Source organism: Cobetia crustatorum, from assembly GCF_000591415.1.
GTDB lineage: Bacteria > Pseudomonadota > Gammaproteobacteria > Pseudomonadales > Halomonadaceae > Cobetia > Cobetia crustatorum.
Genome location: NZ_JEMF01000087.1, coordinates 1 through 21,252, shown reverse-complemented (window position 1 = coordinate 21,252; position 21,252 = coordinate 1). Strand labels below are relative to the sequence as shown.

Annotated in this window: 16 protein-coding genes and 1 tRNA gene; 6 read left to right on the top strand and 11 right to left on the bottom strand. The window is 59.3% G+C overall.

Annotation, left to right across the window (positions count from 1 at the left end; translation table 11 throughout):
• Positions 1-59: 59 nt before the first annotated feature.
• From trmD to ffh, 4 genes are all read right to left on the bottom strand, one after another.
• Positions 60-812 (bottom strand): tRNA (guanosine(37)-N1)-methyltransferase TrmD, encoded by a 753-nt coding sequence (gene trmD / locus BF12_RS0115400; RefSeq protein ID WP_024953046.1) that lies wholly within the window; start codon positions 810-812, stop codon positions 60-62.
• Positions 813-837: 25 nt separating this feature from the next.
• Positions 838-1,404, bottom strand: a complete 567-nt coding sequence (gene rimM / locus BF12_RS0115395; RefSeq protein ID WP_024953045.1) for a ribosome maturation factor RimM — start codon at positions 1,402-1,404, stop codon at positions 838-840.
• Positions 1,405-1,412: 8 nt separating this feature from the next.
• Positions 1,413-1,664, bottom strand: a complete 252-nt coding sequence (gene rpsP, locus BF12_RS0115390) for a 30S ribosomal protein S16 (protein ID WP_024953044.1) — start codon at positions 1,662-1,664, stop codon at positions 1,413-1,415.
• Positions 1,665-1,865: 201 nt separating this feature from the next.
• Entirely contained in the window at positions 1,866-3,302 is a 1,437-nt protein-coding gene (gene ffh / locus BF12_RS0115385) for a signal recognition particle protein (RefSeq protein WP_024953043.1), read from the bottom strand.
• A gap of 330 nt (positions 3,303-3,632) precedes the next feature.
• On the opposite strand from ffh, the gene BF12_RS0115380 reads away from it, so the two are divergent.
• Positions 3,633-4,430, top strand: coding sequence for a cytochrome C assembly family protein (locus tag BF12_RS0115380; RefSeq protein ID WP_024953042.1), 798 nt, complete (start codon positions 3,633-3,635; stop codon positions 4,428-4,430).
• 111 nt (positions 4,431-4,541) lie between these two features.
• Positions 4,542-5,819, top strand: coding sequence for an HlyC/CorC family transporter (locus BF12_RS0115375; RefSeq protein ID WP_024953041.1), 1,278 nt, complete (start codon positions 4,542-4,544; stop codon positions 5,817-5,819).
• A gap of 262 nt (positions 5,820-6,081) precedes the next feature.
• Here BF12_RS0115375 and BF12_RS0115365 read toward each other — a convergent pair whose 3' ends face one another.
• Positions 6,082-7,974 (bottom strand): MFS transporter, encoded by a 1,893-nt coding sequence (locus BF12_RS0115365; RefSeq protein ID WP_024953040.1) that lies wholly within the window; start codon positions 7,972-7,974, stop codon positions 6,082-6,084.
• A complete protein-coding gene (locus BF12_RS0115360; protein ID WP_024953039.1) occupies positions 7,971-8,615 on the bottom strand; it encodes a TetR/AcrR family transcriptional regulator in 645 nt (214 codons plus the stop codon). The genes BF12_RS0115365 and BF12_RS0115360 overlap by 4 nt, the downstream gene beginning before the upstream one ends.
• 294 nt (positions 8,616-8,909) lie before the next feature.
• Here BF12_RS0115360 and BF12_RS0115355 point away from each other — a divergent pair, with 294 nt between their 5' ends.
• Both BF12_RS0115355 and BF12_RS0115350 read left to right on the top strand, forming a co-directional pair.
• Positions 8,910-9,620: an SOS response-associated peptidase gene (locus BF12_RS0115355; protein WP_024953038.1), complete on the top strand. Its 711-nt coding sequence runs from the start codon at positions 8,910-8,912 to the stop codon at positions 9,618-9,620.
• 100 nt (positions 9,621-9,720) lie between these two features.
• Positions 9,721-12,693: an insulinase family protein gene (locus tag BF12_RS0115350; protein WP_024953037.1), complete on the top strand. Its 2,973-nt coding sequence runs from the start codon at positions 9,721-9,723 to the stop codon at positions 12,691-12,693.
• A 114-nt stretch (positions 12,694-12,807) separates the two neighbouring features.
• On the opposite strand, the gene sbcB is transcribed toward BF12_RS0115350, so the two are convergent.
• The 4 genes from sbcB to minC all read right to left on the bottom strand — a co-directional run bounded on the left by sbcB (position 12,808) and on the right by minC (position 16,413).
• Complete coding sequence (gene sbcB / locus BF12_RS0115345) at positions 12,808-14,283, bottom strand: exodeoxyribonuclease I (protein WP_024953036.1); 1,476 nt, start codon at positions 14,281-14,283, stop codon at positions 12,808-12,810.
• A 112-nt stretch (positions 14,284-14,395) separates the two neighbouring features.
• A complete protein-coding gene (gene minE / locus BF12_RS0115340; protein WP_024953035.1) occupies positions 14,396-14,659 on the bottom strand; it encodes a cell division topological specificity factor MinE in 264 nt (87 codons plus the stop codon).
• Positions 14,656-15,474, bottom strand: coding sequence for a septum site-determining protein MinD (gene minD, locus BF12_RS0115335; RefSeq protein WP_024953034.1), 819 nt, complete (start codon positions 15,472-15,474; stop codon positions 14,656-14,658). Before minD ends, minE begins: the two co-directional genes overlap by 4 nt.
• A gap of 189 nt (positions 15,475-15,663) precedes the next feature.
• A complete protein-coding gene (minC, locus tag BF12_RS0115330; protein ID WP_024953033.1) occupies positions 15,664-16,413 on the bottom strand; it encodes a septum site-determining protein MinC in 750 nt (249 codons plus the stop codon).
• A 515-nt stretch (positions 16,414-16,928) separates the two neighbouring features.
• Here minC and BF12_RS0115325 point away from each other — a divergent pair.
• A complete protein-coding gene (locus BF12_RS0115325; RefSeq protein ID WP_024953032.1) occupies positions 16,929-19,742 on the top strand; it encodes a DUF349 domain-containing protein in 2,814 nt (937 codons plus the stop codon).
• 238 nt (positions 19,743-19,980) lie between these two features.
• On the opposite strand, the gene phbB is transcribed toward BF12_RS0115325, so the two are convergent.
• A complete protein-coding gene (gene phbB / locus BF12_RS0115320; protein ID WP_024953031.1) occupies positions 19,981-20,727 on the bottom strand; it encodes an acetoacetyl-CoA reductase in 747 nt (248 codons plus the stop codon).
• A 374-nt stretch (positions 20,728-21,101) separates the two neighbouring features.
• Between phbB and BF12_RS0115315 the strand changes: the two genes are divergently transcribed.
• A tRNA-Met gene (locus tag BF12_RS0115315) sits at positions 21,102-21,178 on the top strand.
• Positions 21,179-21,252: the final 74 nt, after the last annotated feature.

The window sequence follows — 21,252 nt, the reverse complement described above, 5'->3', positions numbered from 1 at the left end:
TGCCGCACCTCCGCCACGATGGCGGCCTTCTCCTAGAACGAACGCAGTGTCCGCGAAGGTCAGACCTTGCCTTTCCGGGCGTGCTGCGCGATGAACTCGTCGAGCAACTTACGCTCCTCTCGAGTCAGCGTGCGGCTCTCAAGCAAATCTGGACGCCTTAGCCAGGTACGCCCCAGAGACTGCTGCAACCGCCAGCGCTTGATCAGGGCATGATTGCCACTGAGCAAGACATCCGGCACCCGCTTGCCGTCGATGACTTCGGGGCGGGTGTAGTGCGGACAATCGAGCAAGCCATCGGTGAAGGAATCTTCCTCCGCGCTGGATTCATGCCCAAGAACGCCCGGCACCAGGCGTGCCACCGTATCGATCAAGACCATGGCTGGCAGCTCACCGCCAGACAGGACGTAATCGCCGATCGACCACTCCTCATCGATCTCTTCCTCCACCACACGCTCATCAATGCCTTCATAGCGTCCAGCGACCACGATCAGGCGCTCTTGCGTCGCAAATTCACGGGCACCGGCCTGATCCAGCCTGCGACCTTGCGGGGAGAGATAGATCACACGAGCATTGTCACCGCCAGCGGCGCGGGCGTCACGAATGGCGCCACGCAGAGTCTCGACCTTCATCAACATGCCGGGACCTCCGCCGTAGGGACGATCATCGACCGTACGGTGCCTGTCGGTGGCGTAGTCACGCGGATTCCAGAAATCGACCTCGAGCAGGCCTTTATCAACCGCTCGACCGGTCACTCCACTGGCGGTAATAGCCGTGAACATTTCCGGAAACAGACTTACTACACCAATCCACACAGGCGTCAGCTCTCTGTGCTTAACATCAGAATTCGGGATCCCAATCGACGCTTATGCGTCCAGTGGCGAGATCCACATCGCGAACCACCTGATTCGGAAGGTACGGTACGAGCCGTTCCTTCTCATCGATACTGTCGTCGTTCGGCTTTATCACCAGAACGTCGTTGGCACCGGTTTCCATCAGGGTGCTCACTTTCCCGAGGCGCTGGCCATCCAGCGTCACCACCTCGAGACCTTCCAGCTGATGCCAGTAGTACTCACCCACCTCCAACTGCGGCAGTTGCTGCTTGGGCAAGAGAATCTCCGCCCCGGCCAGCGCCTGCGCAGCCTCTCGACTATCGACACCTTCCAGCTGTGCCACCAGACCTTTGCCGTGGCGACGGGCCTGCGTGAGCCGTGCGGGAATCTGCTTCCCGTCCAGTTTCAGCATCCAGCCGGCATAGTCGAAGATGCCGTCGATCGGACTGGTGTAGGAATACACCTTGAGCCAGCCTTTCACGCCATAGGGGCTGGTAAGCTTCCCCATCACTACAACATCATCGCCATGCGGTGAGTGTGCAGTCGGCTGCGGGTTATTGGAGTGAGTAGGCATCCTGGATATCAAGCCTGCTGCTTGCCAGCTTCCTTGAGCAGCTGAGCGACACGGTCAGAGACCTGTGCGCCCTGCTGCTGCCAGTGAGCGACGCGCTCGAGATCGACGCGCAGACGCTCTTCCTGGCCGCGAGCGACCGGGTTGAAGAAGCCGACGCGCTCGATGAAGCGGCCATCACGGGCTGTGCGGGAATCAGCTACAGCGAGGTGGTAGAAGGGACGCTTCTTGGCGCCACCACGTGCCAGACGAATGGTAACCATTGCGTAATCTGTCCTTCGTGTTGAAGTGAAAAACGTGCCACAGAACTCGGCTTCGCGTGGAGGGTCCACACGAAGAGGCGACATTCTACGGAAATCGGCAAGCCTTGGAAACCTTTTTCCAAGGCCGTACAAGCGCTCCGCGACACCAACGATGTCGTGGAGCACAATTCTTGGCGATAAAGACCGTCAGGCGTCAGGGACTTAGCGACGCGGGAAGCGACCGCCACCCATGCCCCCCATACCACCGCCGGGGCCGCCCATGCCGCCCATACCTCCAGGGCCACCCGGGCCGCCGCCACCCATCATGCCGGACATACCGCGCATCATCTTCTGCATGCCACCTTTCTTGCCAGCCTTCTTCATCATCTTGGCCATCTGCTTGTGCTGCTTGAGCAGGCGATTAAGATCCGGCACCTGGGTACCGGAACCCATGCAGATACGACGCTTGCGCGAGCCGTTGATGAGATCAGGGTTACGGCGTTCCTTGGGCGTCATGGAATTGATCATCGCCTCAAGCTTGCCCAACTCTTTCTCACTGGCCTGGCCTTGGGCGGCCTCCGCCAATTGCCCCATCCCCGGCAGCTTGGACATCAGGCTACCCATGCCCCCCATGTTCTTGAGCTGTTGGAGCTGATCACGGAAGTCTTCAAGATCGAAGCCCTCGCCCTTCTTGACCTTGCTGGCCAGCTGCTCGGCCTTGCTCTTGTCGACAGTGCGTTCTGCTTCCTCGATCAGCGACAACATATCGCCCATTCCGAGGATACGCGACGCAACGCGATCCGGATGGAAGGGTTCGAGAGCATCAACCTTCTCGCCCATCCCCATGAACTTGATCGGCTTGCCAGTGATGTGACGTACGGACAATGCCGCCCCACCACGTGCATCACCATCAGCCTTGGTCAGCACAACACCCGTCAGCGGCAGGGCTTCATGGAAAGCCTTGGCGGTATTGGCGGCATCCTGACCCGTCATCGCATCAACGACGAACAGTGTCTCATCCGGCGAGAGGGTGCGATGGAGTGCGGCAATCTCGTCCATCATGTCGGCATCGACATGCAGGCGGCCCGCGGTATCGACCAGCACCACATCGTGGAACTGGATACGCGCATGCTTCATCGCGGCTTCAGCGATCGCGACTGGCTGCTGGGATGAATCAGAAGGGAAGAAGTCGACATCCACTTCCTTGGCCAGCGTTTCCAGCTGATCAATGGCCGCAGGACGATAGACGTCAACCGAGACCACCAATACCTTTTTCTTCTCACGCTCACGCAGATAGCGCGCCAACTTGGCCACGGTCGTCGTTTTACCAGCACCCTGTAGGCCTGCCATCAAAATGACGGCGGGGTTGCTCTTGAGCACCAGCCCTTCATTGGCTTCGCCCATGATCGCTTCCAGCTCCTGCTGGACGATCTTGACGAACTGCTGGCCCGGCGACAGGCTCTTGGATACTTCCTGACCGACAGCACGCTCGCGCACACGGTCGATGAAGGCCTTGACCACTGGTAGAGCAACATCCGCCTCAAGCAACGCCTTACGCACTTCGCGTAGAGTGTCCTTGATATTGTCTTCCGTCAGCTTGGCCTGGCCGGTAATCGACTTCAGCGTATGCGACAGGCGATCACTCAAACTTTGAAACATGGGCCTCTCCGGCTAGGGACGTCTGGGGGCCGCGCAGCGGGACGAGAATGTGAAACTTGCTCGACTCCGGCGTCACGGCATGACGCCCCAGCGCGTGAATGGTTATCCTGCCACGCATTATACGCACAGGGCGGGTCTGTCTCCATGATAGGCGCACTGATGATCAGGGCAATATGTGCGCCGATGTGCCTCATTCCTCGGTATAAGCCATGACAGAAGCCCCAGGGTGGATGCAATCCCGCCAGTGCTTTCGGTATAGTCTCTGCATATAGACAGCGCCTCAGATGAGGGCTGCTCTCCCAATACCCTCCGGCACCTGGACAACAGCACATGCAGGCTCTGCCCTTTGCCATTCTGGCCATCATTTTCTATCTCGGCGCTGGCCTCTGGCAGGGCCTGACGTTGACACGTCGCGTTCCGGCACGCGCGCGACTGGTGCGCAGCCTTGCACTGATCGCAGTTGCCTGCCATGCAGTGATTGTATGGATGACACTCAATCATGGCGGTCAGCTCCACCTGGGGCTCTTCGAGAGCGCCTCGTTGGTCAGCTGGGCGATCAGCTTACTGCTCGTCGTCGCGAGCCTTTTCAAGCCGGTTCTTGCCGGCGGCGCGGCGCTGTTCCCGGTCGCGGCTGTCTGCGTACTCGGCGTGATGAATCTGCCGAGCGCCAATACCGAAAACCCACTCTCGCCCGGGCTTATCGCCCATATCTTCACCTCCGTGGCAGCACTCGCCTTTCTGAGCATCGCTGCCATGCAGGCGGGCTTGCTATCCCTGCAACAGCATGCGCTCAAGACACGCCATACTCGCGGTATCGTGCAGGTGCTGCCGGCACTCACCAGCATGGAGCGCGCGCTGTTTGAGCTGATCTGGGCTGGCATGATTCTACTGAGCGTCTCGATCATCAGCGGCATGATCTATCTCGACAACATGTTCGCTCAACACATGGCCCACAAGACGGTACTCAGTCTCGGCGCCTGGGTGATCTTCGCCATCCTTCTATTTGGCCACCACGTATTGGGGTGGCGCGGACAGCGTGCAGCACGCTGGACACTCGGCGGCTGCCTGGTGCTGGCACTGGCATTCTTCGGCACCAAATTCGCGCTGCAGATAGTATTCGCCCCCTGATGCACGCCCCGGCTCATTAGTCCCGCAGCAACGCCGACAGCATCGCCTGATGCAATGCCGTCGGCGTGACAGTATCATGCGCTTAAATCCGCCACCGAGGACCCTTCACTCTTGAGCGACGACACCCCGCTGGGGCTGCTGTTCGGCCTATTGGTCGTTCTGATCATCCTCTCTGCCTTCTTCTCGAGTTCCGAGACCGGCATGATGTCGATCAACCGCTACCGCCTGAGCCATCGCGAAAAAAGCGGTGAGCGCGGCGCCAAGCGCGTCACCCGCCTACTTTCCCGCCCAGACCGCTTGATCGGCGTTATTCTGATCGGCAATAACTTCGTCAACAATCTGGCCGCGTCACTGGCTACCATCATCGCCATTCACTATTTCGGTGATGTGTCCGGTCCAGCCATTTCCACCGCCGCGCTCACCATCGTAGTGCTGATCTTTGCTGAGGTGACGCCGAAGACCATGGCCGCCTTGAATCCCGAGCGCATTGCCTATCCGGCCTCACTGGTTCTCGAGCCGATGCTCAAGGTGCTCTATCCACTGGTATGGCTAGTCAATGGCATTTCCAATGGATTGCTGCGTCTATTCGGTGTGCGCGATGTCAGTGGCAATGCCGATAGCCTGACCCGCGACGAGCTACGCACTGTGGTGCACGAGGCAGGCAGCATGATTCCTCGCCGTCACCAGGGCATGCTGCTATCGATTCTCGACCTCGAGAATGTGACTGTCGATGACATCATGGTGCCGCGTCAGGAAATCTTCGGTATCGATCTCGATGACGATCTCGACATCATCCTTAGCCATGTCCGCGCGAGTCAGCACACCCGCGTGCCGGTCTACAAAGGTGACATCAACAACATCATCGGCATCCTGCACCTGCGCAATGCCGCACGCTTCCTGTCACTGGATGAGATCACCAAGGCTTCCATCATCCAGGAGGCTCGCGAGCCCTATTTCATTCCAGAATCCACCCCGCTGCACACACAGCTGCTCAACTTCCAAAAGCAGAAACGTCGCATCGGTATCGTGGTCGACGAGTATGGTGACGTGCAGGGTCTGGCGACGCTGGAAGATATCCTGGAAGAGATCGTCGGCGAGTTCACCACTGACGTAGCCGGCACTCATCAGGAGATTCATCCGCAGGACAACGGCAGCTACGTGATCGAAGGGACGGCCAACATCCGTGAGATCAACAAGGCGATCGGCTGGCAACTGCCCACCGACGGACCCAAGACACTCAATGGCTTGATCCTTGAGCATCTTGAATCGTTTCCGGATGCGCCCGCCAGCCTGGCGATAGGTACCACGCGCATCGAGATCCAACAGGTGAAGGACAATCAGATCACCTCGGCTCGCTGCTGGCAGGCAGCTCGCGTGAGCCGCCCCTGATATAAGGCGTCATCCCGCGCCATCAGCAGACACAGGCCCGCCATTTGGTGGGCCTGTGTCATTCTAGCCTTGTGCAAGAGGGCATCATGTTCATCACCACTACCAATAACTCCTCGGCCCCTATGCTGATCCTCAGCGCCAGCGTGCTAGCCATGCGAATCGCTATCGTCTGGCTGTTGAGCCTATGGTGATAAACGCAAAACGCCGCTCATGAAGCCATGAGCGGCGTTTTCGCATGCAGTATCAATAGAGCTGTCTGCCACTACCGGCCTTTACTCAAGCGAGTCGCCTTGCGATGTAGGTCACGCACCGCGCTTTCGAGTTCTGCCGCCTTCACACCTTCAGCTTCGAAGGTACGTCCGGCACACAGCTCAACCCGCCCACGGATACGACGCGGCCACTTGGCAAAGGCCGGCCCCCCTCCGTGGGAGAACCAGGAGCCCCACAGCCCGCCCAGGGCCATCGGGATAACCGGCGCCGGGTTACGCGCCAGGATCAACTCCAGTCCACGCCGGAACCGCCCGACTTCACCATCACGCGTGAGCTGGCCTTCAGGGAAGATCATCACGACCTCCCCAGCCCGCAGCGCCTTGCCGACCTCTTCCAGTGAACGCCGCACACCCGCAGGGTCCTTGCGTGACGAATCGACCGGGATGGCCCCGGCAATACGGAAGAACCATTTTAGCCACGGCGAGTGATAGATTTCGGCGTCCATCAGAAAGCGTAGCGGTCGCGGGCTCGCTCCTCCCAGAATCAGAGCGTCCATGAAACTGACGTGATTGCAGACCACCAGTGCCGCTCCCTCCGCCGGAATCCGCCAGCGGCCCTTGAGGTGCAGGCGATACATCAGGTGAATGAGGATGAAGATATTCAGACGCAGGAAGGGCCGCGGGTCACGCAACATGCAGACCACGGCAATCAGCGCGCTGATGACGGCCAGCACCAACAGGAAATCAGACAAGCTGCGCCCCAGCGTGCTGAGCATCAGGATGCCGAATCCGGCCGACAGCACCATCAGCAAGGCATTGAGCACGTTGTTGGCGGCGATGACACGCGCACGATGATCTTCGGGGCTGCGCACCTGCAGCAGGGTATACAGCGGGACGATATAAAGCCCGCCGCCGAAACCGATCACGCCGAGATCCAGACACATGCGCCAAAATCCCGACACCTGCAGCAGCTCCAACAATGGCGTTGCCTGTTCAGCACTACCTAGCATCGGGCGCAGGGCCAGATCCAGCCCACCAACGAAGATGATCAGTGCGCCAAAAGGCACCAGCCCGGTTTCGAGTCGACCGCGCGAGACACGCTCACAGGCCAACGACCCCATCCCGATACCGATCGCGAAGGCGGCCAGCAGCGCGGAAGTTGCCCCTTCTGCACCATGCACGATGTCACGTGCATAGGCGGGCAACTGAGTGAGGTAGCTGGCCCCGAGGAACCAGAACGCGCTGATACCGAGCAGTGCCCATTTCAGACGACGATTACCCAGCCCTTCGCGCATCACGGCAATGCTGCCGGAGAGCGGCCGCCACGGCACAGGGCCTGGTGAAAGCGACGGTGCCGGCGGAATTCTGCGCGCCACGAAGACTCCGAGCAGCGACAGCGTGACCAGCGATGCCGACAGTGCCCAGCGCGCCAGATCACCGCCCAGCGCCATCAATGCAGCAGCGGCCAGCGTACCGACCAGAATCGCGAGGAATGTTCCCAGCTCGACCCAGGCGTTGCCACTGACCAGTTCATCCGCCTTGAGGTGCTGCGGCAGGATGGCATATTTGACGGGGCCGAACAGCGCCGATTGAGTGCCCATCATGAATAACAGCGCCAGCAGCAGCTCCCAGGCTTCAAAGATCAAGGCCCCTGCCGCGACACTCATGGTCGCGAGCTCAAGCCACTTGAGATTGACGATCAGGCGCTGTTTGTCGAGACGATCTGCCAGCAGACCGCCCCAAGCAGAAAACAATAGAAAGGGAAGGATGAACAAACCGGCGGCCAGATTATTGACGATGCCAGTGTCCCAGCCCCGCTGCTCGATCACCACGAAGGTCATCAACAGCAACAAGGCGTTCTTGAACAGGTTGTCATTGAAGGCCCCAAGGGCCTGGGTCCAGAAGAAGGGCGCGAACCGTGGACGACGGAGCAATTCTCGACTCATTGCCCCTCTTCCGTAGCATCCCCCGCAATCGCAGCCTCGCTGCGTACCCTGAGCCCTGCCAGCATGGTATCGAGCAACTGATCCAGTAGCTCAGTCACTTCCAATGGCTGCCCCTGCCACAGGCCAAGACGTTCGTTCATGCCCAGCTGGACCAAGCCATGCACGCTACCCCACAGGGTGCGCGCCATGCGCTTGGCCTCGACAGACTCCACACGAGGTGCGTACTCGACCAGCGCTCCCTCGACGCGCTCGAACAGCCCTTCGATCATCGTGTTCTGACGCTGATCCAGCTCACCTTCCTGTGCCAACGGGAAATCGAACAGCAGCTGCCAGCGGTAAGGGTCACGCTGAGCAAACCCCCAATAAGCACGCGCAAGCGACTTGAGGCGCTCCGAAGGACTCGGTGTCTCCTGGCCGGCAATCGCAGCATGCAGACGGTCCAGCGTCGCCAGATTGACGTGTTGGAGCAGGTTACCAAAACTGCCATAAAGCTTGAGCAGGGTACTGGGCGCGCAACCCACTTCACGAGCGAGGTTGCGCAGAGACAGGGCGTGAACAGGCTGTGCTTTGAGCCATTCATCGCAGGTCTCCATTACCCGCGCATGCAGCGCTTCCGGTGCATGCTGACGTGGACGGGCCATCGAATTCCTCTGATGCTTGAGATGCGTTACCGCGTAGCAAATCTGACGCGGTGTGTGTCCGTACTGCACGGGTGAGCAAAGGCATACGATGTCATTGCGACATCTTTTGAAGCGGCCCGTACCAGCCATTGAATCGAACACTGTTTCCGTCCAGCATATCGAGACTGAGCGCAAACGCAAGCACCACCAAGGTGTGGCATGCTGGCGTACGCCGCATGCAGCGAGGTCGTCACACCCCATTGGGCAGCGCGACACCCTGCATGTTCCTTTCGCCTTCCGCCTTCAAGGATTTCTGTGGCCGGACGCCTGTACACCCCTCCCTTTCCCGACGATCTGCCGCCTCGTGAGCTGTTCGGCAAGCTCGCGACCGCTGCACTCGCTCGTCAGTTGCGCGAAGAGATGTTGATCAGTGCCAATCGCGCACCACGCATGCCGGCCTCAATGTTACGGCTTGAAGGTTCAAAATTGCGCCTGGTACCAGCATTGTGGGGACTGACGCCTAGCTGGCTGGACATCATGGACCACGCACCGCACATAGCCCGTGCGGAAACTCTGGAAACGCGACGCATGTTTCGTGAGTCCTTCATCAGCCAACGGGCACTGATTCCGGTCGGTGGTGTCTATGTCTGGAAGGAACAGCCCAACATGAAACAACCGTTTCTGGTCACACATGCTGATCGCGCCCCCTTACTGCTGGCAGCTATCTGGACGCGTCACTTCAGCCCGCCATTGATAGAAGGTATGCCACCGGAAGGACGTGACAGCTTTGCCTTGATCAGCGTGGCGTGTGCCGGTGTCAGCGCTCGCCTTACCGATCGCATGCCGGCCGTCATTGCGCCGCATCAGGTACGTGAGTGGCTAACGGCCGATACACCACTGGAAACAGTCCGCGCCATGTTGGCGCCCGATGCCAGCCTTGCAGCCTTCCCGGTGGCACGCCGTGTCAATGACCCTGCACATCAGGAATGGAGTGTGGCGCACCCTACTGGCCCAATGCTGGTCTGACGTCACCATGCGTCTAGTGACGCACTGGCCTCGTAGCTCGCATATGCCTGTTCTTTCACTCACGCTCTGCCGCCACCGGTCTTTCGTATCAGGAGAGAAGATGCCACTGCTACCCAGGTTTCGCCCACTCGGCCTAAGTGCCGCCATCGCCGCCATCGTTCTGGCTGGCCTCTCCCCTGGTGCTGTACTGGCAGATGCCAACAGCACGCTAGGCAGTGCCCAGAATGTCAGCGTCAACGCGCAAACGGGGCCGGTCATCAAGAGCGAGAATGACAAGCGCAGCTATCGTAGCCTGACTCTCAACAACGGCCTCAGGGTGCTACTGGTCAGCGATCCAGACGCCGACAAGGCAGCCGCAGCCATGGACGTGGAAGTCGGCAGTGCCCAAGACCCCAAGGATGTATTGGGGCTGGCACACTTCCTTGAGCACATGCTGTTCCTCGGCACTGATCGCTATCCTGATCCGGATGCCTATCAGGATTTCATCACCAAGCATGGTGGCAATCACAACGCCTTTACCGCCAGCCAGGACACCAACTACTTCTTCGATATCGAGCCAGAGGCCTTTGATGAGGCATTGCCGCGCTTTGCACGCTTCTTTGTCGCCCCTCAGTTCAATGCCGAGTACGTGGATCGCGAACGTCACGCAGTGAACTCCGAATACCAGGCGCGCATGCAAGATGATGGGCGTCGCGTCTATGAGGCTGTCGAGAAGGCACTGAATCCTGAGCACCCCTTCAACCGCTTCAGCGTCGGTAGCCTCGATACCCTGCAAGATACTGACGCCGGCAGCCTCCGCCAGCGCCTGGTGGACTTCTACACCGCTCACTACGGTGCAGGCGTCATGCGCCTGTCACTGGTAGGACCACAATCTCTCGACGCGCTGGAAAAACTCACGCGCAGCAATTTCAGCGATGTGCCCAATCGTGATCTGAAACGCCCCGAGATTGATATTCCCCTCGTCACACAAGGCGAGCTCCCGGCACGTCTCGAGGTCAAAGCGCTCAAGCAGGAACGTGAGCTTGCGTTCATGTTCCCCATCGACGATCCCATCGAGCACTATCGCACTCAGCCCGTCAGCTATCTCGCCAACTTGATAGGTCACGAAGGAGAAGGCAGCTTGCTCGCTGCCCTCAAAGCCAAGGGCTGGGCGGACGCCCTTTCCGCCGGTGGTGGCCTCAGCGATGGCCACAACGCGATGCTCAGTATCGACATCACACTGACGCCGGAAGGTGCCAAGCATCAACCGGAAATTCGCGCGGCGCTGTTCGACTATCTGGCCTTGGTCCGCAAGCAGGGCATCAACGACTGGCGCTACGCCGAGCAGGCCAAGCTGGGCGAGCAGAAATTCCGCTTCCAGCAGCGTAGCTCACCGGTCGATCTCGCCAGCAGTCTGGCGATGATGATGACGCGCTATCCAGTCAAGGAAGTCCTGGCTGCGCCCTATCTGATGCAGAACTTTGACGCAGCGTTGCTCGACAAGACGCTGGCACGTCTTACACAGGACAACCTGCTGGAGGTCTACTCCGGCCCCAATGTGGCAGGCGATGAGCAGGGCCAATGGTTCAAGGCGCCCTACACACTGACGCGCCTGAGCGATGACGATGCCACTTCAAGCGCTGCGACTGATGGCGCTTCCGCCAGTACTGCCGATTCACTGGCCAATCAACTGGCACTGCCAGCCCCAAATCCGTATCTGGCCAGCGATTTCCGCGTGCTCGAGCTGCCAAATGCAGCACCGACACAGCTGCTGGATGAGCCAGGCGCAGAACTTTGGTATCAAGGCAACGATAGCTTTGGCGTACCACAGGCCGAGTGGCGCTTCGGCTTGCTGAATCCGGAGATCAGCTCCTCAGTAGAAGAGCAGGTCATGAGCCGTGTATTGGCCGCCTGGCTGAATGAGAGCCTCAATGCGCGCCTGTATCCTGCACGCCTGGCGGGACAGGATGCGCTGGCCTACGCTCATGGCCGCGGCATCACTTTGCAGTTCAGTGGCTGGCGTGACGGCCAGCAGCCGGAAATGCGCGAAGTACTCGATCAACTGGTCAATGGCGAGATAGTGCCAGCCACGCTTGAGCGCATTACTCAACGGCTGCGTCGCAACCTGCAAAATCGGGCGCAGGCTCCTCTCTACTCACAGCTGGGCCGCAGCCTCAGTGAAACGCTGATCGGTCCGCTGGCAACAACGCCTCAGATGATGGCAGCGCTGGACACGGTGAATAGCCAAACGTTGGACGCCTTCCGCAAGCACTTCCTGGCCCGTCTGCATGTGCAGGCAATGGTGACCGGAAACCTCACTGCCAAACAGGCGAGCGACACCGGTCAGCTGGTCGTCAATGGCCTCGCACCACGTGTCACGCGAGAGGCGATTCCGACACTGGAAGTGCGTCAGATCAGTCAGCAGACAGCACTGCGTCCGAACAGTACGCGCAGTGATGCCGGCGCGCTGCGCTATCTGCAAGGCGAGGACCGCACACTGCAAAGTCAGGCACGCCTCGCCGTCCTCGGGCAGTTGATAGAAGCCCCCTTCTACAGTCGCCTGCGTACTGATGAGCAGCTGGGGTACATCGTCTCGGCGAGTTACTCCCCGATGCTCGACGCACCGGGGCTGAGCATGCTGGTTCAGTCGCCGTCCAAGGATAGCAAGACGCTATTCTCGCGTATGGATGCCTTCATGACCGAGTTCGACACTCGCGTTCAGGCGCTCGATGAGTCAGCGCTGACAAGCTATCGCCAAGCCGTCATCGATAGCCTGACCCAAAAACCGCGTCGTCTCTCTGAATTGGCTGCCCGAAACTGGAACGAATTGAGCTTCGGCTGGACCGGTTTTGATCGGCGCCAGCAGCTGGTCGCTGCCGTAAAACAGGTCAATCCGGAAGACATCCGCGCAACCTGGCAGCGCCTGCGCAACGCCGACTCACTGGAACTGGCCTTTGATCCGGGCACGCCCAGCGACTTCGACCAGCGTATCCCCAAGCTCGCGCTGCCAGCACTGCCGGAGGCGCCACGCGCGCAGGCTGAGGCGACCACCTCAGCACCCTCAGCGCAGCCAACGAGTAATGCACAGCATTGACAGTTCGCCGCGGCATTCAAAGGGCTTGCCTGAACGTCTGATCTAAACGACACGACCCCAGCGAAATCGCTGGGGTCGTGTCGTTTAAGCTACTGAGATATTTTCAGCCACTGCCTAACCAAATGCTTGAGGCGGCATGATGCCTTCTACATACATGGCCAGCTCCTCTAGAATCTGCACCCGATCAGGGTCTTGCTCGGCATGCCCCAGTTGCTGAATGTCCGCCACGAAGCCCTTCACGGTCAGACTAGCCACTGTCTCATCGTTCATGCGCTCCCAACGCCACTGTTCCCAGCGCTCACGCTCGGCAGAATTGAGTGTGTAGCCGTAACTGCGCGCGCGATAACGGAATAGCATCTCCTCAAGGCGCCCATCCTGGAAAGCGAACGGCGTATCGTCCAGCGCCTCCGGATGCGTGGCACGCACCCGCTCCATCTCCTTGCGATCTGCCGGCGAAAAGAAGCCGCCAGAGTAAAGCATCAGATCCGGATCAGCGGGAGGTTCCGGCGGCGCTTCGGCAAATACCTGCGCCACTTTCACGCCGATACCAGCATTGTCCTTGAGCCACTTCCAGTGCACACGACACTGGGCAGGATCGATCTGGAAGCGCGCGACGATCTCGCCGTACTCCCCCTTGCTCGGCCCCTCAACATCCTTGAGCGCATTGGCAGGCAACAGTACCGGGCTCTTGTTGAGATGGATGACCTTGAGCGGGATGCGCTCCTCACCTTCGGCCAGATCATCAGCGCGAGCAAACACACGGGCACGAATTTCCTCGGCCGTAAGCTCCATCAACGGCGCAGGGTCCACCGAGAGGTCATAGACGATCACACCATTGGCGTTGGACGGATGCTCCGCGAGCGGCACGACCAGCGCACCACACGCCCGTGAGGCTGGATAGCGTCGTGAGATGTGCAGCATCGGTTTACGTGCGCCGATATCGAGCAGGCTGGCGACGTGGCGCTTGTTGCGCAGCTTGAGCAGGTAGTCGAACAGGCGCGGATTGCGCTCCTTGAGCAGACGCGCCAAGGCGATGGTCGCGCGCACGTCGACCAGCGCATCGTGAGCCCCAGCATGCTCGATACCATTGGCTGCGGTCAGGTGCTCCAACCGGAAGCTGGGCGCACCATCTTCACGCTTGGGCCACTCGATGCCTTCAGGGCGTAGCGCATGGAAGGCGCGCACGATATCGATCAGATCCCAGCGCGAATTGCCGTTCTGCCACTCACGCCCGTAAGGATCAAGAAAGTTGCGATAGAAAAGATGGCGACTGACCTCATCATCAAAACGCAGGCTGTTATAGCCCAACGTGCAGGTGCCCGGCACGCTCATTTCATCGTTGATACGCCCAGCAAACTCAGCCTCCGGAATACCGCGCCGCTCAGCCTGCTGCGGCGTGATCCGCGTAATCAGACAGGCCATCGGATGGGGCAGAAAATCATCGGCTGGCTTGCAGTAGAGCGTCAGCGGCTCCCCGATCTCGTTGAAGTCGGCGTCGGTACGGATGGCCGCGAACTGCGAAGGACGGTCACGACGCGGGTCAGCGCCGAAGGTCTCGTAGTCGTGCCACAGGAAGGTGGGCTCTGCCACAGGAAATCTCCACGCGGGCGGTCGGAAAATGAACCTGCCAGAGCACCGTACTCAGCAAGGCTGGCACAGCACTCTGGCAGATGGGGTCAGACGTGATACAAGGCGTCGCCGATCAGTTTTTCTCACCGGGGCGCGGCAGCGTGACATTCAGCTCCAGTACCGAGCAGTCGTCTTCTCGGTCAAGGGAGATGTTGATGGCATCTTGATCGACCTGAACATACTTGCGGATCACTTCTAGCAGCTCACGTTCCAGCATCGGCATGTAATCCGGCTGGTCACGCTGACTACGTTGATGCGCAACGATGATCTGGAGCCGCTCCTTGGCGACATTGGCGGTCTTCTTGCGCTCTCGCTTCAGAAAATCCAGTAATTTCACTTGCGGCCCCCTCCGAACATTCTGGCCAGTAGGCTGCGCTTCTCTATCTCATGGAAGCGCAGCGGCACTTCCTCGCCCAATAGACGAGAGACGCAATCCACATACGCCTGACCGGCATCGCTTTTCTGGTCGTGTGTTACCGGCACCCCCTGGTTGGAAGCACGCAGCACGGCGTCAGATTCTGGAATCAAGCCAATCAGAGGAATCGACAGGATTTCCTGGATGTCCGTCAAATTCAGCATATCGCCACCGGTCACACGCGCCGGATGATAACGAGTGATCAACAGGTGCTCGACGACCGGTGACTCGCCGATCTCTGCCCTGCGGGTCTTGGACGACAGCAGACCGATGATCCGATCGGAGTCACGTACTGAGCTGACTTCCGGATTGGTAACCACGACAGCTTCATCAGCGAAGTACATCGCCAACTGAGCACCGCGCTCGATACCTGCGGGGGAGTCACAGATGACGTAATCGAAGTCTTCGCGCAGAGCGATCAGTATCTTCTCGACGCCCTCCTGAGTCAGCGCATCCTTGTCGCGGGTCTGAGAGGCCGGCAGGATATGCAGATTGTCGATGCGCTTGTCGCGAATCAGGGCCTGCTTAAGGTTGGCTTCGCCCTGGATGACGTTCACCAGGTCGTAGACCACGCGACGCTCGCAACCCATGATCAGGTCCAGATTACGCAGACCCACATCGAAATCTATCACGACCGTCTTGTTGCCGCGCAGAGCCAGTCCAGTGGCAATAGCGGCGGCGCTAGTCGTCTTGCCAACCCCGCCCTTGCCTGACGTCACTACGATAATCTTGGCCAAAGGTATCTTCCTTGCTGAGAGTCCCCCGCAGCGCGGGGATCGCCTGTAAATATGAGGATTCGTTTCACGCGTGATCGCGTATGAATCAAAGATCTTATGAACAACGATCGTGCGCGAAACGATTGTGCTAGCACCAATGCCAAAAGATGCTCGACGGGCCGCGAACTACCATCAGCGGCCATCGCTCTATCAGTTGAGCCGCGCGATGCAGAGTTGATCGTGTTCAAGCACTACTTCGACGCTGGCGCCCAGTAAGCGGTTATCAATGTCATCGAGGCGCTTGTAGGTACCGGCGACCGAGAGCAGCTCGGCATGCAGTTCTTTGCAATAAATGCTGGCATTGCGATCGCCGTGGATACCGGCTAACGCGCGGCCACGCAATGCCCCATAAATATGCACACTGCCTGCCGCCAGAATCTCGGCCCCAGCATTCACCGCACCGATAATGACCAGATCACCATCAGAGGCACTGATCTGCTGGCCAGAGCGCACCGTGCCGCGGAACACTTTACTGGCATGAACAGGTTCTGCCTCGGGCTCAGGTTCGATGGCGCTAGCAGCTTCAGCCACGGGTTCAGCAACCGGCGGCACGGATTCTAGTGTGCGACCGCGGCTTTCCTGTGGCGGGAACCAGCCCAACCCCAATGCCCAAGCCGACTGACGCACCGGGTCACCGCCGCCACGGACAGCCACCGGCAGTAGCTTATGGCCACGACACACGGCGCAAATACGCTCCAATGCCAGATGCGGCTCGTCGAGTTTTTCGACGCTCAGCACCACCGGCGTATGTTGAAAAAATGCCGGCGACTGACTGAGCTTGCTGGCCAGCTGGGCTCGGATCTGCTCCGGGTCGCCACTGACCAGCTCCATAACCGTCATCGGCAGCATCCCGCCCTTGAAGATGAAGGCCTGAGGGGCCCTGTCCGTACTGAGACTCATGACCTGACTCCGGGTTGCGTAATGAGTATCGAAGCCCTTCGACACTCTTGATGATGCACGTGAAGCCCGATGCATCCTCCGGATGGCATCCCGAAGAAGAAGGCCACTTGGATAACATAGCTCTCACCCGCACATGACACAGCGCTGTATCACATACTCTGAATAACAAAGCTCTGGGTAACAAAGCTATGTGAGCTGACACAGTGCTGCAACTGATGATACGGCCAGCAAGCGACCCTGTCAGGTGTCGCGAGGCCACGACGTTCATCACTATTGTCGTGACCATGATGCGTCACGTGGCCCGTGATGTCGCGTATGGCGCCTTGTCGAGCCAATCAGGCACATTCATCCACACTCAGGAGCACACAATAGGGGTCTGCGACTGGTAAGATAGTGAGGTGACGAAATTCATGCGCCGTCACCCCGGAATCAATATCGGCCTTACCTTTCCATGCCTGTATTCGTGACCGGCTGTTGTTGCGCCCCTCTATTTTTGCCTGGATAACCGCTCTCTCATGACCGGACTGCTTTCCCGCCTCACTGGCCGCCTGTTCACGCCTCGCTGGCAACATGCAAACCCCACCATTCGCGCTGCTGCCACTGATCAACTTGATCCTGATATCCCGGAACAGCGCAAGATTCTGGAAACGTTGATACTCAACGATTCCGCTCTCGAAGTGCGCCATGCCGCTCTGACACGCATGCAGACGCCCGAGCGCCTGTTACCGCTGCTGGATCGTGCTGATGGCTTGGTTCGCGAGCGCTTGGTCGAGCTACTGAGTGGCGGGCAGGATGCCCCCTCGCTGCTGAGCCGCGAGCAACTGGTGGAACGCCTGGAAGACAGCGAATTGCTGTCGGCTGTCGCCGCGCGTGGCGACAACCAGCAATTGCGTCTGACAGCACTGGCACGCATCGACGATGAAGAAGTGCTGATCCAGCAGGCGTGCCACAACACCATTGCGGCCGTACGCCATGCAGCAGCGGCACGCATCACAAGCCAGGCCGGCCTTGAGCGCCTTGTACGTGATGCCAAGCGTGATCGTCATGTACAGCGCCAGGCACGTGACACCCTGGCGCGCCGCCGCGCTGATGCGCAGGAAGCTGATGCCCTCGCCGTCAGCCGTGACAATCTGCTGCGCCAGATGGAAAAGCTACCCCGCCAAGCGTGGGAAGATAGCGTGCCATCCCGCTATCGCTCACTGCTGCGCGAGTGGGAACGCCTACCTGCTGCCGAGCACACTCCTCAGCAGCGCTTCGAAGAGGCCCGCCAGCAGGCTTACAAGGTCATCAGCGATCATGAAGCACGTGAGCAAGCCATCCGTGAACATGAACGCCTGAGTGCCAATCTGAGCACGCATCTGACGGAAATTCTGACCGCCCTGACGCATGCGAGAGATGACCTGAATAGTCGCGAACGCATCAATGACCATGATTTCGCCAGCCTGCAGGCCCAACGCCGCCTGCAGGGCGAGCGTTGGCGCGAGCTAACCGACCAGTTCTCGGCCCCTACCGAATTGCTCGAGCAACATCAGCGCCTGCAGCAACAGCTGCAGAGCCCGCTGGATGCCTGGCATCGCCATCAGTTGTGTCAAGTCGAACTTGACGCCGCACTGATCGATAACGATCTCGAGCAGATGATGCGGCTTGAGCGCGAAGTCGCCTGGCCATCAGATCTAACGATGACGGCAAGTCTCTTTGCTCTGCAAGAGGCACTGGCCAATGCCGCTCCCATAGAATCGGAAGCAGTCCAGGGTGATGGTGACGAAGCACAGCCATCAGCAGCCGACAAAGCAGCGAACTCAGCACTCGATGCCGCTGCGCTCGACGCTGAGATTGATACGCTGGAAGCCCAGCTCGACGCAGGCAAGCTCAAGCCAGCCAGCCGACTGCATCGTTCTCTGCGCGATCGTACCGAGGGCAAACTGGATGCCCCTCGCCAAGCACGCCTGCGCCAGCTAGGGGCACGTGTCGCAGAGCTACGTGACTGGCAGAACTTCGTCGCGGCGCCGAAGCGTGAACAGCTGCTGGATGCCATCACCACATTGGCCGAGCGCGACGACGTCAGCGATGAGCAGCGTGACCGTCAGCACCAATTGCTGATCCAGCAATGGCGCGAGCTGGGCGATGCCGCTGCGACACGCGACGCAAGCCAAGCCTTCCGCACCGCGTCCGATGCGATAAAGCAGCGCCTCAGCGACTACCGCGAGACTCGCAAACAGGCACGTGAGCATAATCTGGCCATGCGCCAGTCACTCTGCGAGCAGCTGGAATCCCTGAATGGCCACGCCATGGAGGATGCTGACCCAGACTCTCTGCGCCAGATTCGTGATCGCGCGCGTGAGGAATGGCGCCGCCACACACCGGTACCAGCAGGCCCTGGACGCCAGCTGTCGCATCGTTTCGGTGAAGCACTCACCGCTCTACAGGGCTTGATCGATAGCCGCGCCGGGCAGATTGCCGCCGCCAAGCAAGCACTGGTAGAAGCGGCAGAGGCACTGGCTGATGAAGATTCGCCCGCCCGCCCGCGGGCCGAGCAGGCCAAGACACTGCAAACCCAGTGGCGTGAGCTGGGCCGTGCCCCCAAAGGCGAGGAGCAACGCCTGTGGACAGCCTTCCGTGCAGCCTGTGATCGTATTTTCGCTGCCCGCGATCAAGACCGCGAAGATCGTGACAGCCGCGAGCAAGTCCGCCTCGAGCAGTGGCAGGCACTGATCGAACGCCTCGACAGCTGGGAGCCCGAGACGCTCGAAGACGCTGCGCAGCTCGACGATGCGCTGAAAGAAGCCGATAGCCTTGGCGCGCTACCGCGCGGTAAGCGTGGTGACGGTATGCGTCGCCGCTGGAACGGCATCCTCAAGCGCCGCGAACAACGTCTGGACGAGCTGCATGCCGTGCAGCTGCTCGAAGAATGGCAGCAATGGCGTGATCTGCTGGAGCAGCACGCTGTCGCCGATGCCAGCGCCAAGCGTGGTGACATCAGCGATGTTGAGCTGCCGAACACTTCAGCATTCGACGACAACAGCCGTCAGGCCAACGCAGCACGTAATCAGATGCGTCGGGCTGAACCAAGCAACTGTAGCGCTGCCAACGAGCGCCTGGCTGAGCTACGAGTGCATCTGGCCATCCTGTTCGAGGCATCACTGGGAACGGAAGATGAATCGCGCCGCCTGACCGTCCAGGTCGCACGCATCAACCAGCAGCTGGGTGAACGCATGGAGCGTGAAGAAGAGCTGGACGAAGTGCTTGATGCCCTGCTCGCCAATGGCCCTCTGGATTGGGATGCCTGGCAAACCGAGCTACCGCGCTTCGATGCGCTGTTCAACCACTGACGGCTCCGCTGCCTGGTCGCTGGGGTAAATGACTGTCTTGACTGCTAGCTTGACTACTAAGTAGCGCGATACAAAAGAAGCCCCCGCCTCGTAAGAGGTAGGGGCTTCTTTCAATGTGGAGGAAACCTCCTCCATTGGAAATCAATCAACATACCCTGGCAAGTGTACTCTCCAGCCTCATGAACGTGAGCCGAATGAGTACGAGACGCACCAGCGCGAAAATAGCGCGAGCTTCGTCTCAGCCCATGAACTGGCCACCATTGATATCCAGGTTGGCGCCAGTGATGAACCCTGATTTTTCGTCAGCCAGGAAGACAACGGCACGAGCGATCTCTTCCGGGGTACCGTAACGCTTGACCGGGATAGCTTCGCGGATGGACTCGCGAATCTCTTCTGGAATTTTCATGATCATGTCGGTGGCGATATAGCCCGGCGACAGCGTGTTGACGGTGATGTTTTTGGTTGCGGTTTCCTGCGCCAATGCCATCGTCAAGCCGTGCATGCCAGCTTTGGCTGCCGAGTAGTTCACCTGACCAAACTGTCCCTTGCGGCCATTGATGGAAGAAATGTTCACGATGCGGCCATACTTGTGCTCCAGCATGTCATTGATGACAGCACGGCAAGTATTGAAGACGCTATCGAGATTGCAGTTGATGACTTCACGCCACTGCTCATAGCTCATCTTGCGCAATGTGGTGTCACGCGTGATACCTGCGCAATTGACTAGCACAGAGATCGACCCGAAACGCTCACGAATTTCATTGACGCCAGCCTGGCAGGCCTCGAAGTTGTCCAGCTCGATGCCAGAGAGCGCGATGTTCTCGAACCCGGCAGCATGCTGCTCAGCTAGCCAGCCCTCTGCCTTTTCCTTGTTCCTGTACCCGGCGATGACCTGATACCCCTGACTCGCCAGCTCACGACAGATAGCGGAACCAATACCTCCAGTACCGCCGGTAACCCATGCAACGGGTGCTGTTTGCGTCATGGTGTTGTAACTCCCTGTTCCTGGAACGTCCTGTATCCGTTGCCGGACACAGCATGGCATGTTCCCGGACAGCAACCCGCCCCCAGGCAGTCTGCTGTCTCGGTAATAACGACAATAACGACCCTCCCCCGACAGCGTGATGACAACCGTGCGCTCAACGCATTCGGCTACCACCTTGTCCGAGGCGCGTCACAATCCAGTATGGACAAGATCTGGCCGGAAAGTATGTAGCAGATCTCTCACATCCAACGACGACTATCTCCTGTTTCTCGATGGCACGTTTGCCCTCACTCACTCAGAGGAAAGTCTTTCCGCCAATTACGGGATAACGGTTGACCTATCACTGTATATCCTTATAATAAGCCACACGTTGATGCGGGGTGGAGCAGTCTGGTAGCTCGTCGGGCTCATAACCCGAAGGTCATCGGTTCAAATCCGGTCCCCGCTACCATTGAAGAGTCAGTATTTTCAGACTCTTGGGAACAACGTGATGTTGCGGGATGGAGCAGTCTGGTAGCTCGTCGG